This is a genomic window from Methylobacterium oxalidis (genome assembly GCF_007992195.1).
Classification (GTDB): domain Bacteria; phylum Pseudomonadota; class Alphaproteobacteria; order Rhizobiales; family Beijerinckiaceae; genus Methylobacterium; species Methylobacterium oxalidis.
On the sequence record NZ_BJZU01000017.1, the window covers coordinates 106,252 to 120,694 of the forward strand.

17 protein-coding genes are annotated in these 14,443 nt (G+C 73.2%); 1 reads left to right on the plus strand and 16 read right to left on the minus strand.

The window, feature by feature from the left end; all coding sequences use genetic code 11:
* Positions 1-11: 11 nt before the first annotated feature.
* The 13 genes from MOX02_RS06045 to flgB all read right to left on the minus strand — a co-directional run bounded on the left by MOX02_RS06045 (position 12) and on the right by flgB (position 10,062).
* Positions 12-1,343, minus strand: coding sequence for a MotB family protein (locus MOX02_RS06045; RefSeq protein ID WP_147024895.1), 1,332 nt, complete (start codon positions 1,341-1,343; stop codon positions 12-14).
* A 2-nt stretch (positions 1,344-1,345) separates the two neighbouring features.
* Entirely contained in the window at positions 1,346-2,035 is a 690-nt protein-coding gene (locus tag MOX02_RS06050) for a hypothetical protein (RefSeq protein ID WP_147024896.1), read from the minus strand.
* Positions 2,035-3,729, minus strand: a complete 1,695-nt coding sequence (fliF, locus tag MOX02_RS06055; protein WP_147024897.1) for a flagellar basal-body MS-ring/collar protein FliF — start codon at positions 3,727-3,729, stop codon at positions 2,035-2,037. The genes MOX02_RS06050 and fliF overlap by 1 nt, the downstream gene beginning before the upstream one ends.
* A gap of 78 nt (positions 3,730-3,807) precedes the next feature.
* Positions 3,808-4,539 (minus strand): flagellar type III secretion system pore protein FliP, encoded by a 732-nt coding sequence (gene fliP, locus MOX02_RS06060; RefSeq protein ID WP_147024922.1) that lies wholly within the window; start codon positions 4,537-4,539, stop codon positions 3,808-3,810.
* 77 nt (positions 4,540-4,616) lie between these two features.
* A complete protein-coding gene (locus MOX02_RS06065) occupies positions 4,617-5,099 on the minus strand; it encodes a flagellar basal body-associated FliL family protein (RefSeq protein WP_147024898.1) in 483 nt (160 codons plus the stop codon).
* Positions 5,100-5,126: 27 nt separating this feature from the next.
* Positions 5,127-5,840 (minus strand): flagellar basal body L-ring protein FlgH, encoded by a 714-nt coding sequence (gene flgH / locus MOX02_RS06070; RefSeq protein WP_147024899.1) that lies wholly within the window; start codon positions 5,838-5,840, stop codon positions 5,127-5,129.
* Complete coding sequence (locus MOX02_RS06075; RefSeq protein ID WP_238178907.1) at positions 5,840-6,442, minus strand: MotE family protein; 603 nt, start codon at positions 6,440-6,442, stop codon at positions 5,840-5,842. The genes flgH and MOX02_RS06075 overlap by 1 nt, the downstream gene beginning before the upstream one ends.
* Positions 6,439-7,560 (minus strand): flagellar basal body P-ring protein FlgI, encoded by a 1,122-nt coding sequence (flgI, locus tag MOX02_RS06080; RefSeq protein ID WP_147024900.1) that lies wholly within the window; start codon positions 7,558-7,560, stop codon positions 6,439-6,441. The genes MOX02_RS06075 and flgI overlap by 4 nt, the downstream gene beginning before the upstream one ends.
* A complete protein-coding gene (gene flgA / locus MOX02_RS06085) occupies positions 7,560-8,024 on the minus strand; it encodes a flagellar basal body P-ring formation chaperone FlgA (protein ID WP_147024901.1) in 465 nt (154 codons plus the stop codon). Before flgA ends, flgI begins: the two co-directional genes overlap by 1 nt.
* Positions 8,025-8,093: 69 nt before the next feature.
* Positions 8,094-8,882, minus strand: a complete 789-nt coding sequence (gene flgG / locus MOX02_RS06090) for a flagellar basal-body rod protein FlgG (protein WP_147024902.1) — start codon at positions 8,880-8,882, stop codon at positions 8,094-8,096.
* Between the two features lie 25 nt (positions 8,883-8,907).
* Complete coding sequence (gene fliE / locus MOX02_RS06095; protein WP_147024903.1) at positions 8,908-9,255, minus strand: flagellar hook-basal body complex protein FliE; 348 nt, start codon at positions 9,253-9,255, stop codon at positions 8,908-8,910.
* Between the two features lie 7 nt (positions 9,256-9,262).
* Positions 9,263-9,679, minus strand: coding sequence for a flagellar basal body rod protein FlgC (gene flgC, locus MOX02_RS06100; protein WP_147024904.1), 417 nt, complete (start codon positions 9,677-9,679; stop codon positions 9,263-9,265).
* Positions 9,676-10,062 (minus strand): flagellar basal body rod protein FlgB, encoded by a 387-nt coding sequence (gene flgB / locus MOX02_RS06105; protein ID WP_147024905.1) that lies wholly within the window; start codon positions 10,060-10,062, stop codon positions 9,676-9,678. Before flgB ends, flgC begins: the two co-directional genes overlap by 4 nt.
* 205 nt (positions 10,063-10,267) lie before the next feature.
* On the opposite strand from flgB, the gene MOX02_RS06110 reads away from it, so the two are divergent.
* Positions 10,268-12,883, plus strand: a complete 2,616-nt coding sequence (locus tag MOX02_RS06110; protein ID WP_238178903.1) for a heparinase II/III domain-containing protein — start codon at positions 10,268-10,270, stop codon at positions 12,881-12,883.
* A 68-nt stretch (positions 12,884-12,951) separates the two neighbouring features.
* Here MOX02_RS06110 and MOX02_RS06115 read toward each other — a convergent pair whose 3' ends face one another.
* The 3 genes from MOX02_RS06115 to MOX02_RS06125 are packed head-to-tail and all read right to left on the minus strand — an operon-like array spanning position 12,952 to position 14,196.
* Positions 12,952-13,398 (minus strand): hypothetical protein, encoded by a 447-nt coding sequence (locus tag MOX02_RS06115; RefSeq protein WP_147024907.1) that lies wholly within the window; start codon positions 13,396-13,398, stop codon positions 12,952-12,954.
* A gap of 9 nt (positions 13,399-13,407) precedes the next feature.
* A complete protein-coding gene (locus tag MOX02_RS06120; protein WP_147024908.1) occupies positions 13,408-13,737 on the minus strand; it encodes a flagellar protein FlgN in 330 nt (109 codons plus the stop codon).
* A 6-nt stretch (positions 13,738-13,743) separates the two neighbouring features.
* Positions 13,744-14,196, minus strand: coding sequence for a rod-binding protein (locus MOX02_RS06125; protein ID WP_147024909.1), 453 nt, complete (start codon positions 14,194-14,196; stop codon positions 13,744-13,746).
* Positions 14,197-14,443: the final 247 nt, after the last annotated feature.

Consider the following 14,443-nt stretch of genomic DNA (forward strand, 5'->3'; position numbering starts at 1 on the left):
GAGGCACGCCGTCATTCCGGCTGGCCCCGCAGCAGGATCTCGATGCGGCGGTTCTCGGCGGCCTTCGGGTCGGCGGCATTGCGCGGCTGGCGGTCGGCGTAGCCCTCGATGCGCTCCACCCGCGCCTCGTCGACGCCGCCGCGCACCAGCATGTACGAGGCCATCTGGGCCCGCGCCGAGGAGAGGCGCCAGTTGTCGTAGGTCTCCGAGCGGAAGGGCCGGCCGTCCGTGTGGCCGCGAACGACGATGCGGCCGGGCCGCGCCTTCAGAACCTGCGCGATGCGCTCCAGGGCCCGCACCACCTTCGGCGTCGGCTCCGCCGAGCCGATGCCGAACATGCTGAAGTTGACCTCGTCGGTGACGCTGATCAGGACGCCCTCGCCAGTGCGGCGGACCTCGACGCGCGGCGCCGGCGCGCCGGTGCCGAGAGGCTGCACGGCGCGCGCGATCTCCGCCTTGATGGCGGCGACGGCCGCGGTCTCGGCGGCCTTGGCGTCGGCCTCCGGTGGCTTGGCCGGCACGTCCTTGGCCGGCACGTCCTTGGCCGCATCCTTGGCCGTCGCATCCTTGGCCGGCTGCTCCCGGGCGATCGGCGCTCCGGGAGGCTCGGAGGCCGGAGGTTCCTGCAGGGAGAGCGACGTCGGATCGGCGGTCGCGACCTTGAGGCTCGGCGCCCTGCCGGCCTCCTTGGCGTCCTTGGCTGGCTCCCGCTCCTGCGCCCGCGCGGGCTGGTCGCGCCCGACCTGGCCGCGCGCGTCGAGCCGCCGCTCGCTGGGAGCCGCGGCCACCGTGTTGACGGCGCCCGGGCGGTCGGTTCGGTGGCGCGGCTGGGGCTCGACCTGCCAGTAGAGCGGGTCGAACGGGTCGCGCGCGGCCTCGCCGCCGCTGATGCCCGGCTGGCCGGTCTCGGGCCCCGCCGCGTCGGCGCTCGCGGCATCGGACCGCTCGGCTTCCGCCGCGAGCTTGGCCAGCACCGCGTACGGGTCCTGGAACAGCGCGGATTCGCGGGCGCGGCTGCCCGGCGCACCGGCGGCCTCGGCCTTGTCGCCCTTCGTGTCGGCCTTGCCGCCCTCGGCGCCCGGCTCGGAGGGCGTGTCGTGCGGGTCGCGCAGGCCCTTGCGGTCGTGGGTGACCTCGGCGAGCTTCACCGGGTTGAAGTACTCGGCGATGGTCTGCTTCTGCTCCTTGCTCGTCGAGTTGATGAGCCACATCACCAGGAACAGGGCCATCATCGCCGTCATGAAGTCGGCGAGCGCGATCTTCCAGGCGCCGCCGTGATGGCCGTCCTCGTGGTCGCCGTGGCGCTTGACGATGATGATCTCGTGGTGGCCGCCCTCCGCCATGCTCAGGCCTCCTCGATCGCGGCCGAGAGGAGGCGCGTCCAGGCGCCGAGCTGCGTCTCGATCACCGTCTGGTCGGCGCTGACCTGAACCTCGGGCAGGTCGGCGGGCGCGAAGGCGACGGCGGCCCCGAGCGGCCCGAGCCGGGCGGCGAGCCCGTCGAGGAGATCCTGCGGCCCGCTCACGCGGATCGCGGCGTGGTGCGGGTCGGCCAGAAGCCGCGACAGGGCGGCGCCGAGCTCGCTCAGCGCCCGCCGCCGCAGGGCGTCGGTGAGGACGGGCGCGAGGAGCCGCGCGATGCGCTCCGTCAGGCTCGCGTCGAGGGCGCGCAGAGCCGCCGAGAAGCCGGCGGCGAGCGCCTCCGCCTCCGTCTCGCTCCAGCGGCGGCGCTCGGCCTCGAAGCGCGCGGCGAAGGCCGCCTCCTCCGCCGCCCGCCGGTCCTCCGCCTCGGCGAGGCCGCGGGCGCGCCCCCGCGCCTCCGCCTCGCGCAGGAGCGCCTCGCGGTCCTCCGGCGGCTCGGCCGGAGCGGATCCGGGACCGGAGCGCGTGAGGCCGATCCAGGGATCGGCGAAGGTGTCGGTCGCCGGGTTCGGGACGGGGGCCACCGGGAACACCGCCCGCGCGGGGGGCGGCGGCGCGGGCGCCGGGCCGGGCGCGGAGAAATCCGGCAGGTGGCGGGCGAGCACGGCCTGCATCAGGCGGGCTCCTCACGCATCAGCCAGCGCTTGAGGATCGCAGCGACCTGCTCCTCGTCCAGCTCGATCATCTGCTCCAGCCGCTTCTGGGGCGAGCGGCCCATCTTGTCGGCCATGTCCTCGATGAGGCTCGCCATCGCCGCGGGCGCGGCGAGCTGGGGCGCGTCGGGCACGCCTGGGGCGGCGAGCGCCGCGGTCTCCGGCGCGAGGCCCGCCGCGGTGCCGGGCGGAAGGGCCGGGCTGCCGGGGGCGCCCGGCACCAGGGCCACGCTCTCGGCCTGCGCCGTCTCCGGTGCGGCGAGGATGGCGCGCAGCGCGGGCCGCAGGCCGAACCAGATCAGGAGCCCCGCCACGACGAGGATCGTGCCCGCGTTGATGAGCGTGCCGGACTGGCGCAGCATCACCTCGGACAGGCTCAAGGGGGGCACCGGCTCCAGCGGCTGGCCGTCGTTGATGAAGCCGACGGCGGCGACCTTGACGTTGTCCCCCCGCTCCTTGCTGAAGCCCGCGGCCGAGGCGACGAGCTGCTCGATCTCGCCGATCTGCGCATCGATCCCCGCCTTCGGGGCATCGGGCCCCGCGAGGGCGGCGAGGCGGGCGCGGTTCACCAGCACCGCCACGGAGAGCTGGCGGATGGCGTAGCCGTCGCTCACCGTCTGGATCGTCTTCTGCGAGATCTCGTAGTTGGTGAGATCCTCCTTCTTCGAGGTCTCGCTGCTCGACTGGTCGTTGCCGTCCGAGCGGGTGCGCTGGTCGGGCAGGTTCTGCTGGGCGGTCGTCGGGCGCTGGGCGTTGCGGTTCTGGCTGGTCTCGCTCTCCCGAACCGAGCGCGTCGAGCGCTCGACGCGCTGGTCCGGGTTGTAGATCGTCTCGTTGGTGCTGGTCTTGTCGGTGTTGAGGTGGGCCGCGACGCTCACCTCGAAATTGCCGAGGCCGAGATAGGGGGTGAGCGTGCGGCGGATGTTGTCCTGCACCTCGCGCCCAACGACCTTCTCGAGGCTCGCCATCTTGCCCGACGGCGCGAGGCTGTTGTCGTCGCCCGACAGGAGCAGCGTGCCGTCCGCCCCGATCACCGTGACGCGGTCGGGCTTCATGCCGGGGATCGCGGAGGCCACGAGCTGGCGGATCGCCTGCGCGCCGCTGACGTCGTCGGCGGGCTCGGTGCGCACCACCACGGAGGCCGAGGGCGGCTGCTGGTCGCGCCGGAACGAGCCGCGGTCCGGCAGGACGATGTGGACGCGGGCCGCGCGCACGCCCTTCATGCCCTGGATCGTGCGGGAGAGCTCGCCTTCCAGCGCGCGCACCCGCGTCACCTCCTGCATGAAGGAGGTCATGCCGAGGGAGCCGAGGTCGTTGAACAGCTCGTAGCCGGATTTCGCGCTCTGCGGCAGGCCCTTCTCGGCGAGCAGCATGCGGGCCTGCGCGGTGTTGCCGTAGGCGACGAGCACCGCCGTGCCATCGGCGCTGACGTCGAAGGGGATGCCCGAATCCTTGAGCACGCCGCCGATGCGCGCCACGTCCTCGCGCGACAGGCCGGTGTAGAGCGGCTCCTGCGCGGGCCGGCTCAGGTAGTAGGCCCCGAGCCCCACCGCCAGGAACACGACGAGGCCGATCAGCCCGAGGGCGGCGAGCCGGCGCGGCCCCAGCTCGACGATGTTGCTCCACAGCCTCTCGGCTTGCTCGCGACCGGACATCCTGGCGCAATCCCGCTACGGGTCAGACGACGTTCGGGGAGCCTTCTCGCCCGCCAGCCTTGCGCGGGGATTGCGCGGTCAGAAGAAGGACCGCACCAGCCCGCCGACGAGCAGGTTCCAGCCGTCGATCAGGATGAAGAACAGCACCTTGAAGGGCAGCGAGATCACGGTCGGCGGCAGCATCATCATGCCCATCGACATGACGATCGTGGAGACGATCAGGTCGATGACGAGGAACGGCAGCGCGATCAGGAAGCCGATCTCGAAGCCGCGGCGCAGCTCCGAGATCATGAAGGCCGGGATCAGGATGCGCAGGTCGATCTTCTCGCCGGCCTCGGCCTTCGGGAAGTTGCGGCTCGCCAGGTCCGTGAAGGTCTGCAGGTCCTTCGGACGGACCTGGGCGGCCATGAACTCTCGGAACGGCTCGGCGATCCTGGCGAAGGCCTCCTCCTCGCCGATCCGGTTCTCCTGAAGCGGTCGCACGCCCTCGTTCCAGGCCCGGTCGAAGGTCGGGGCCATCACGTAGAAGGTCATGAACAGCGACAGGCTGACGAGGAACAGGTTCGCGGGCGTGCTCTGCAGGCCGAGGCCCGAGCGCAGGAAGGAGAGCGCCACCGCGAAGCGGGTGAAGCTCGTCATCATCACGAGGAGGCCCGGCGCCAGCGACAGGACGGTGAGCAGCGCCACGAGCTGGAGGATGCGCCCGCTCGCGGCCCCGTTGCCGGGGGGCAGCAGCGCGTCGAGGCCGGGCACGCCGGTGACGCCGGGAGCGCCCCCCTGCGCCTGCGCGGCGGTGGAGCCGAGCAGCATGGCGGCGCCGAGCAGCGCGGCGGCGCCGAGGAGACCTGCGAGAAGCAGCCGCCCGCGCGGCCCCGACCGGAACGCCTTCACTGGACCACCACCGACTCGACGATGAGCTCGCGCACCGCGCCCTTCGTCCGCAGCGCCACGCGCTCGTTCAGATCCTCGCGCAGGTGCTGGAGGCCGCTCGCGCCCTCGATCTGGGCCAGCGAGACCGTGCGCAGGTAGGCCATCACGTCGGCGCGGATCTCGGCGAGCGTCACGTCAGGATTGGGCAGGCTGCCCGCCCTGAACACGACGGACGACTCGACCCGCACCCAGGCGTCGCCGGACTCGGTGAGGTTCGTCACCACCGAGCCGACGCTGCGCAGGCCGAGATCGCCCGTATAGGCCAGGACCTTTACGGCCTTGTCGGCCTCGTCGCGCTTGCGCGCGTCGACCGACTGCTCGACGCTCGACAGGAGGTAGACGCCGAGCGCGCCGCCGGTGCCGACCGCCACGAGGGTCACCAGGGCGAGCGCCCCGATCCAGCCCTTGCCGCCCGTCTTCGGGGTTGCCTTGTCCGCCATCGTTCAACCCTGCCCGCTCGCGCGCCCTCAGAAGGGCGCGACGGTCTCGAAGATCTGCTGGCCGACCGTCGGGCCCTGCACGTCGGTGATGCGGCCGCGGCCGCCGTAGGAGATGCGGGCCTCGGCGATCTTGTCGTAGTCGATCGTGTTGCGCCGGGAGATGTCGCGCGGGCGCACGATGCCGGCGACGTTGAGCACGCGGACCTCGTTGTTGACCCGCACCTCCTGCGAGCCCGAGATCAGCACGTTGCCGTTCGGCAGGACCTCGGTGACGACGGCCGCCACCGACAGGCGCAGGTTCTCCGAGCGGTCGATCGAGCCCTGGCCCTTGGTCTCGGTGCCGGAGCGGATGCCCGTGTCGGCCGTCGCCGCGTCCTTGAGGCCGCCGACTCCGTAGCCGAAATCGAAGCCGAGGCTCGACTTCTGGCTGCGCGAGCGCTCGCTCGCGTTGTCGAACTGCGCCTTGTCGTTGATGACGATGCTGACCGTGATGACGTCGCCCACCGCCCGTGCCCGGGGGTCCTGATAGAGCTCGGCGCTCTGGGGCGAGAAGGTCGAGTGGTAGCCGTGGCGCGGCCCGTAGGCGCCGAAGGTGGTGGGCAGAGGCCCGCGCGGCGCGGTGAGGCCGGTGCCGATCGGCGTGAGGATCGGCGGGCGGCCGATCTCGTCGAGGCGGCTCTGGCAGGCGCCGAGGCTCAGGGCGACGGCGAGGGCGAGGCCGCCCGGGAGGAGGCGCGTCATCACGATTTCCCGTTGTCCTTGGCGGGTTCGGCGGCGGGTCCCTTGAGAGGCTCCCGCGCGCCCTCCACCCTGCGGCCGGTCTCGGCCATGGTTCGGGCGAGCCCGGCGGCGCGGGAGGCCTCCATCTCGGAGAGGATGCCGCTCGCCGCGCGGGGGTTGAGCTTCGTCAGGATCGCGGCGGCGGCGTCCTCGGGCATGTTGGCGAGCTGGAGCGCGGCCGCGTCCGGCTTCATCTTGGCGTAGACGGCGACGACGCCGGCATCGGCCTTGGCCAGGAACTCGTTGCGGCGCGTGAGCCACGTCTCGTACTCGGCCCGCTTCTCCTCCAGGCGCCGGATGCGCTCCTCGACCTGACGCTCCAGGGCGGCGAGCTGCTCCTTCTGCCAGGCGAACCGGGCGTCGGCGGCCGCGTCCGCGATGTTGGCGCAGTAGCCGGCCCTGCCCGGCTCCTTCACGAAATCCTGGGCACCGGGCTCCCGCGCGGCGTCGCGTGCGGCGATGGCCTTGAGGGCCGCGTCCTTGGCCGGGTCGTTCGCCGGCCCGCCCGCGGCGAGCGCGGGGCCGGCGAGCGCCAGCCACGCCAGGAGGAGCCGGGCGGTCACTGGACGACGAGCTCCGCCTGGAGGGCGCCGGCGGTCTTCACCGCCTGCAGGATCGCGATGATGTCGGAGGGCTTCAGGCCCACGGAATTCAGGCCGCGCACCAGCGTCTGCAGGTCGGAGCCGCGCAGGATGGCGAGCTTGCCCGGCTCCTCGCGGGCGGCGAGCTCGGTGCGCGGCACCACCGTGGTCTCCCCGCGGGAGAACGGGGCGGGCTGCGAGACCTCGGGCGCCTCGGAGACGCGGACCGTCAGGTTGCCGTGGGTGACCGCCACCGTCGAGACCTGCACGTTACGGCCGATCACGACGGTGCCGGTGCGCTGGTCCACGACGACCCGAGCCGGGGTGTCGGGCTCGATCGTCAGGTCGCCTATCTCGGCCACCAGCCGGGTCTGCGCCATCTCGCGGGGGCGCTGGATCGCAACGGCGCGCTGGTCGCGGGGGCTCGCGATGCGGTGGCGGAAGCGGGCCAGCGCGTAGGCGTTGATCGCGTCTGCGATCTGGATAGCCGTCTTGAAGTCGGGGTTCTTCAGCTCGAACACGAGCTCGGGCAGGTCGCGGAAGCTGCCGGGCACCTCGCGCTCGATGAGCGCCCCGTTCGGGATGCGGCCGGCCGTCGGCACCCCCTGCGTCAGCTGCTCCGCCTGCCCCTGCACCGTGAAGCCCGAGACCGCGAGCGGGCCCTGCGCGGCGGCGTAGACGAGGCCGTCGCCCCCCGTCAGCGTCGTCATCAGAAGGGTGCCGCCCTTGAGCGAGGTGGCGTCGCCGAGCGAGGTCACGGTGACGTCGATGCGCGAGCCCTGGCCCGTGTAGGGCGGGAGATCAGCCGTCACCATCACGGCGGCGATGTTGCGGGTGCGCAGCCGGGCGTCCCGCACGTTGATGCCGAGCCGGTCGAGGAGCGATTGCAGGGACTGCTCGGTGAACTGCGCGTTGCGCAGGGTGTCGCCCGTGCCCTGCAGGCCCGTGACGAGGCCGTAGCCGAAGAGCTGGTTGTCGCGCACGCCCTTGAGCGTCGCGATGTCCTTGATGCGGGTGCCGGCGTCGGCGGGGCCCGCCAGGAGCGCGAGGCCGATGCCGGCCATGAGGCCGAGCAGGAGGGCGATCAGGCGGGCGCGCATCACTGGGCGCCGATGCGGATGCGGCCGTCCGCCGTCACGGTGCCGAGCACGATGCGGCCCGTATCCGTGTTGCGCACGCGGATGGTCTCGCCGAGGCCGCCGTTCTGCAGGGGGGCGCCGACCGTGGTGATGACGAGCCCGTTCTCCTCGAAGATCATCTGGGTCGGCGCGCCCCGGCTGACGAGGCGGGGATCGTCCACGGCGTTGACCGGCACCGGCTCGCCGGGCAGCAGCATGCGGCGGGCGGTGCGCCCGACCATGGCGAGCGGCGCGTCGATCACCGCGCCGCGGGCCCTGAAGGTCTGCGGGTAGGATTGCAGCCGCAGCATCGATTCCCTGATCGTGTCGCCCGGGTAGATCGTGACGGCCGGCACCGGCAGGACGAGCTCGTCCGGCGCCGCGGCGGCGGGGCCGGCGGCGAGGACCAGGAGGACGGCGAGGCGGCGGGCGAGGGGGATGAGCATGGTGTGGGGACGCGCCAGGGGTGAGCGGCCGTGCGGGGACGAGCCCCGCGGCCTGTCGGGTCGGGCCGGCTAGCGGATGCCCTTCGAGATCGTGGCGGCCATCTCGTCGGAGGCCTGGATCACCTTGGAGTTCATCTCGAAGGCGCGCTGGGCGGTGATCAGACTCGTGATCTCCTTGACCGGATCGACGTTCGAGCCCTCGAGGTAGCCCTGCTGGATCTTGCCGTAGCTCACGTCGCCGGGGTTGCCGACGACCGGCTGGCCGGAGGCCGGCGTCTCCCGGTAGAGGCCGTTGCCGAGCGGCTCCAGGCCTGCCTCGTTGGCGAAGTTCGCGAGCGTGAGCTGGCCGATGTTCTGCGGCTGCACCTGGCCCTCGATCTTGGCGAAGACCTGACCCGACTGGTTGATGACCACGTCGACGGCGTTCTGCGGGATCAGCACCGCGGGATCGACCGTGTAGCCCTCGAGCGTCACGAGCTGCCCGGCGGCGTTCTTGTTGAAGGAGCCGGCGCGCGTGTAGTTGATCTCGCCGTTCGGGTTCGTGATCTGGAAGTAGCCGCGCCCGTTGATCGCGAGGTCGAGCTGGTTGGCGGTGTTGCCGAGCGAGCCCTGCCGGTGGAGGTTGCGGATCGCGGCCGCGCGCACGCCGAGGCCGAGCATGGCGCCCTCGGGAATCGCCTCCTGGCCGGCCTGGTTCGGCACGCCCTGCAGGCGCTCGGCCTGGTAGAGCAGGTCCGTGAACTCGGCCCGCGCGCCCTTGAACCCGGTGGTGTTCAGGTTGGCGATGTTGTTGGCGATGACCTCGAGGTTGAGCTGCTGGGCGGACATGCCCGTGGCGGCGACGGCGAGCGCTCTCATCGGTGTTCTCTCCTCAGATCGCCGGTCAGATCGCCATGCGGCTCAGTTCGAGGTAGGCGGCCACGACCTTGTCGCGGATCGCCACGGCCGTCTGGAGGCTCTGCTCGGCCGACATCACGGCCTCGACCACCTGCTGGGCCGTGGCCTTGCCCTGGATGCCGGCGATCGCCGTCGCCTCGCCGGTGCGCAAGGAGGTGCGCACGCCGGAGGCGAACTGGGCCATGATCTCCCCGAAATCCGCCGGGCTGCCGGCGGCCGGTGCGACGCCGAGACCCGGCGCGGCGGACAGGGCGGCCTTCGATACGGGTGCCGTCTCGACGCGGGAGAGGGCGGCCTTGTCGAAGGCGGAGAGCGACGCGAGTGCCTCGATCATCGGTTGCTCAAGTCCTCAGAAGGTCGATGACGCTGGCCACCATGGCGCGGGCCTGCTTGATCACCTGGAGGTTGGCCTCGTAGGAGCGGTTGGCCTCGCGCATGTCGGCCATCTCCACGAGCATGTTCACGTTCGGCAGCTTGACGTTGCCGTTCGGGTCGGCGGCCGGGCTCGACGGGTCGTGCTCGGTCCGGAACGGGGCGGTGTCGGTGCCGATCTCGCGCACCCGCACCGAGGCGGCGCCGAGGGCGCGGTCGAGCTCGGCCCGGAAGGTGACGGTCTTGCGCGCGTAGGGGTCGGCGCCCGGCGCCTCGCCCGTCGACTGGGCGTTGGCGAGGTTCTCCGACACCACGCGCATGCGCAGGGACTGCGCTTCGAGCCCGGCGCTGGCGAGCCGGCTCGCCGAGAGCAGAGGATCGATCATGCGCCGCCCCTCACGGCCGCCATCAGCATCCGGTGGAAGGACTTCACGACGCCGGTGTCGAGATTGTGCTCGCGGGAGACGTCGCTCGCCTTGAGCATCTCCTGCTCCAGGCTGACGGAGCTCGAGGTCTCCAGCACGTCCCAGCCGTCGCGGGCCTCGGTGGTGCGCACGGGAACGCGCACGCCCTCTCCTTCGAGATGCGCGCTCGCGGTGGCCGCCATCTCCAGGCCCGTCCGCGCGAGCACCTGCGCGAACGGCATCACGTCGCGGGCCCGGTAATCGGGCGTGTTCGCGTTGGCGACGTTGCCGGCGATGGTCGCCTGCCGCACCCCCAGGTAGCGGGCGTGCTGCGAGGCGAGGTCGAACAGGTACACTCCCGTCACGCGAACGCCTCCCCACCGGGCCGCCCACCGCGGGCCATCCCATGGGGACGGGTCTACGGGCGCAATCTTGCCCGAGGCTGGCGCTGCCTTGACAGAGGCCGGAGGCCGCCCTCACTGCCCCGCGCGGACTCCGCACCTGCCGTCCCCTCCGCGCCGTGAGCCCATGCATCCGGAAGAGCCGCCTGCCGCGACGGATCTGCTGCCGGTGTCGTTCCGCCACGCCGGCGGCGCGGCGCCCGGCCCCGGCGCGGGCGAGCACCTGATCGCGGCCAGGAACCGCTGGTCGCGGGCGGTGCTCGACTTCGAGGGGGTCGCTTCGGAGGCGTGGTGCAGCCTGGAGGCGCGGATCGCCTGGGATGCCGAGGAGGAGGCGGGCCACGCCCTCGACTTCGCCCTCGTCGGGTTCGACTTCCTGGCCGCGGACGGATCGGGCCTCGACCTCGACCACGTGCCGGGCCTCGCGCGCAGCCTCCTCGACCCGCACAGCGCCTGGATCCCCGGGCCGGCCTACCAGCCGGCCGGCAGCGCGCGCACCCGCACGGCGGCCCTGCGCATCGCCTTCCGGGTCCCGGCGCCCGCCTGCCATCTCGCCGTCACCGTCCGCTCGTGGCGCAACACGCATCCGTTCACGATCGTCGACGCGCGGCTGCGGCAGGCGCCGGACCGGGACGACGCGCCCGGGACGCGCCCGCGCCGCCTCGGACCCGAGGCCGAGCCGCTGCGCCTCGACCTGGTGCCGGGCGCCGGCCTCGTCCTGCGCGGGCAGATCTACGCCGCGCGCCCCGACGAGCACGCAGCCCGCGCCCGGATCGCGTACGCCGACGCGGAGGGCGCATCGATCGCGCCGCCCTACCCGGACACGGTCTCGGTGCCGGGCTTCGGCGCGGTCATCAACCTCGGAGCCCACCAGCAGACCCGGCGCTTCACCCTGAACCTGAAGCCGCCGCCGGGCGCGGCCTCGGTCACGGTCGCGTTCGAGCGCTGGGAGGATGCCGACGCCCGGGACGCGGTGGACCTCCTCGCCGCGCCCGAGATCGCGCTCGAGGACGATCTCCGCCTGGAGAGCCTGTGCGGGGACGACGTCCTCGACGCGCCGGGCTTCCTCGAACGGCTCGGGGCGGCGCTCGGCCTGCCGCCGGGCGCCCGAGCTGCCTGGGTCCCCGATCAGGCGGAGGCCGCGGCGGCCCCGCGCGCCCTTCTCGCCCTGCGCACCCTGCAGGGCCTCGCGCGGCCTGTCCCGATCCCGGAGGACGGCGCCCTCGCCCTGCGCCTCGCGGGCAAGCCGGACTGGCCCTTGCCGGCGGCGCCCGAGTGGCGGGAGGACCCGTTCCGCTCCGTGGCCTGGCGCCTCGAATACCAGTCGCTGGCCTGGCTCGCCGGGCTGCGCCCCCCAGCGGAGGCAGCCGGAACCGCGGGACGGGATCTCGCGATCCGCCTCGCGGTGGGATGGTCGCGGGCCAATCCCTGGGGCCAGCCGGCCGACCCCTTGAGCCTGCACCCGGAGGCGCTCGCGACGCGCGCCGACGCGCTGACGGACCTTCTCGCGGCCCCCCTCGAGGCCGAGGCGGCGGACGTCCTCGTCGGCGAGATCGTCCGGCATGGGTTCGCCCTCGCGGAGATCGTCGGGCAGGGCACCCTCAGCCACTCGCTGCTGCAGGTTCGGGCGGCTGCCGCCCTCACGGGCATCGCCCGGGCGCTGCCGCGCCTGCCGCTGGCGTCCTACTGGGACAGCCTGGCCCGGACGGCCCTCGCCGGGAGCTTCCCCGCGGCCCTGTCCGAGCCCGCGCTCCACCGCCGCCTCGAAGTCCTGACCCTCGGCCGCGCGCTCGCCGCCGCCCTCGACGGGGCGGCGCCCGGGCCGGAGATCGCCGGGCGGGTCGCGGCGGCGCTGCCCGCCCTCTCCGCCCTCCTCGATCCCACAGGCCGCCTGCCGCCCTTCGGCGACAGCCCCGCCGGGATCGATCACGGCGCCTGGCTCGCCCGCCTCTCGGCCGGGCAGGCCCTCGTCGCCCGCCTCGACGCCGTCCCCGCGCCGGGCCCGGCGATCGATGCCGAAGCCGGCACCCTCGCGGCGCGGGCGGACGGTCCGGAGCGGGGCTGGAGCCACTTCGCCTGCACCTTCCCCGGACAATCTCCGCAGGGCCACGCCGATTGCGGCTCCTTCGTCTTCGCCGCGCAGTCCCGGCGCTGGATCGTCGAGGCGGGGGGCTCTGAGCAGGCCGAGACGGGACCGGCGCGCCACTACCTCCTCTCGGCCCGCGCCCACAACGTGGCGATCCTGGATGGCGCGGAGCCCGCGGCGGGGCGCGGCCGGCTCCTCGGCTCGCTCGCCCTCGACGGCGGGAGCGCGCACGCCATCGGAACCTCCGTGCACGGCCCGGATCTGCGGCACGTGCGAACCTTCGTGCTCCTCGACGACCTCGCGGGCGTCGCGGTGATCGACCGCTTCGCCGGGCGCGGACCCCTGGCCTTCGCGGGCCGCGCGCACCTCGCCCCGGACGCGGTGCTGGCCCTGTCCGATCCCCGGCGGGTGCTGGCGCAGGCGGAGGGACGGCGCCTCGCTCTCGTGCCGCTCGCGCTCGACGGCGCGGCGGCCGGCGTCGAGATCCTGTGCGGCCGGGACGGCCGGCCCGGCACGATGGAGGGCTTCCTCGCCCGCGGCGGCGGGGGTCTGCGGCCGGGAAACGTGCTGCGCTACGCGTTCACGGGACGGGACAGCGTCTGCGGCGGCCTCCTGATCGTCGTGGAGAACGGCGCGGAAGAGCGCCTGAACCGGCTCCTCGCGGGGGAGACACTGATGCGATTTCTCGCCGGGGCGTGAGGGCTCGGCGGCCGCCCGGAAGCGCTTCGGGCCCTCTTCAGGGCGAGGGCGACATCACCGAAGGGACTCTACGAGCGCACCTCGCGCTTCGCGACGAAGTTCATCTCGTCCACGAGGACGTCCTTGACCACGTCGGAACCGAGACGCTCGTTGACCCGGGCGCGGATCTCCGCGAGGCGCCTGTTGATGTTGTACTTGGCGAGCTTTCGGAAATCGATCTCGGGATCGGAGTAGATCTGCCGGAAGGCCTCGTCGACCACGAAGGCGTTCGGTGGCACCGGCAGCGTGTGCATCAGCTTCGCGTCCGCCGTGAAGACCAGCACCGTGACCACGTAGCCTTGCACCTTTCCGTCGGCGATCATGGGTACGTTGATCGGGGCGAGCTTCTGGTATTGCAGCCCCTCGAGATAGGGCTCGGTCTTCTTCGCGAAGACGCCGCCGCCCCAGGTCACGGCCCCGTAGCAGGACAGGATCGTGACGGCACAGATCCAGAGGCCGGTGAGCAGCACGCGCATGGCGCCGCCTCAGCGCCCGATCCGGGCGGTGTAGGTGCCGTCCGATTCCGCCTCGCGCTCGGCGGCGGCCACCGTCTCGCCGATCTCCTCGGCCGCGCGCAGGTGCATGGCCACCACCTCCTGGTTGCGGGCGAGCTTGTCGCGCAGGCGCGCGAGGTGGATCGCCGCCACCGCGTCGAGCATCCCCGGGTCGATGCCGCGGGAGAGCCGGGTGAGTTCGAGCAGGCTCTGGCTCTTCAGCCGGTTCACGGCCTCGTGGTCGACGGCGCGGCGCGCGAGCAGCGCCTCCGTTTCGGCCTCGATCGTGGCCTCGAGCCGCTTCAGGGAATCGAGCAGCATCGCGGGTCAGTCCTTCGGCGCGGCGGAGGCGGCGGGAGCCCCGGCGGGGTGGGCCTTGCCGAGCATCTTGGCGATGCCGAGGCCGCCGGCCCGGGCGATCTGCTCGCCGATCTGCTCGGCGAGCATCGACTTCCAGATGCCGCCCGCATTGCCCTTGCCGAACACCGTCTCGGACTTCTCGGGCATCATCGCCTCGACGAACTGCTGCAGGACGAGGCCCTCGAACTTCCGGTAGGGGTCCGCCGCGGGGCCGTGCAACGCGCTCTGGTTCTGGAGGCCGGTCAGGGTGCCGCGCGCGTCGAGCGGCATGTGCAGCGCGGCGCTCGCGGCCCGCACCGCGTCCGTGAAGGCCGCCGGGTCTCCGGGCAGCGCGAGCTTGGCGGCCGCGGCCTCGACCCGCGCTGGCTCGGCTGCGCGGGCGACGTCGAGGACGATGTCGGAGGGCGGGCTGATGCTCATCGGCAAATCCTCGGGCGAATCGTCGGCCGGGTCCCCGCGGGATGCGGATCGCGGCCTTGTAGCGGCCCTGGCTTACGGGAGGCTTGCGTCGCCGCGGGTCGCGAGGGCGTCGAGCCGGTCGAGGATCTCGCGGCGCTCCGCCTCGCGCCGGTGCTCCAGGGCGAGCCGCCCGACCTGCGCCCCGGCGCGCCGTTCCGCGAGGCCGGACTCGCGCAGCGCATCCTCTCGCGCCGCGACGAGGCGGCCC

Bases quoted from the DNA above. Each gene is read 5' to 3' on its own strand.
- flgG (WP_147024902.1), bottom strand. From the start codon at position 8,882: ATGAGAGCGCTCGCCGTCGCCGCCACGGGCATGTCCGCCCAGCAGCTC.
- MOX02_RS06120 (WP_147024908.1), bottom strand. From the start codon at position 13,737: ATGCTGCTCGATTCCCTGAAGCGGCTCGAGGCCACGATCGAGGCCGAA.
- fliP (WP_147024922.1), bottom strand. From the start codon at position 4,539: ATGCTGCTCGGCTCCACCGCCGCGCAGGCGCAGGGGGGCGCTCCCGGC.
- flgH (WP_147024899.1), bottom strand. From the start codon at position 5,840: ATGACGCGCCTCCTCCCGGGCGGCCTCGCCCTCGCCGTCGCCCTGAGC.
- MOX02_RS06125 (WP_147024909.1), bottom strand. From the start codon at position 14,196: ATGAGCATCAGCCCGCCCTCCGACATCGTCCTCGACGTCGCCCGCGCA.
- MOX02_RS06050 (WP_147024896.1), bottom strand. From the start codon at position 2,035: ATGCAGGCCGTGCTCGCCCGCCACCTGCCGGATTTCTCCGCGCCCGGC.
- flgA (WP_147024901.1), bottom strand. From the start codon at position 8,024: ATGCTCATCCCCCTCGCCCGCCGCCTCGCCGTCCTCCTGGTCCTCGCC.
- fliE (WP_147024903.1), bottom strand. From the start codon at position 9,255: ATGATCGAGGCACTCGCGTCGCTCTCCGCCTTCGACAAGGCCGCCCTC.
- flgC (WP_147024904.1), bottom strand. From the start codon at position 9,679: ATGATCGATCCTCTGCTCTCGGCGAGCCGGCTCGCCAGCGCCGGGCTC.
- MOX02_RS06115 (WP_147024907.1), bottom strand. From the start codon at position 13,398: ATGCGCGTGCTGCTCACCGGCCTCTGGATCTGTGCCGTCACGATCCTG.
- flgI (WP_147024900.1), bottom strand. From the start codon at position 7,560: ATGCGCGCCCGCCTGATCGCCCTCCTGCTCGGCCTCATGGCCGGCATC.
- fliF (WP_147024897.1), bottom strand. From the start codon at position 3,729: ATGTCCGGTCGCGAGCAAGCCGAGAGGCTGTGGAGCAACATCGTCGAG.
- MOX02_RS06045 (WP_147024895.1), bottom strand. From the start codon at position 1,343: ATGGCGGAGGGCGGCCACCACGAGATCATCATCGTCAAGCGCCACGGC.
- MOX02_RS06065 (WP_147024898.1), bottom strand. From the start codon at position 5,099: ATGGCGGACAAGGCAACCCCGAAGACGGGCGGCAAGGGCTGGATCGGG.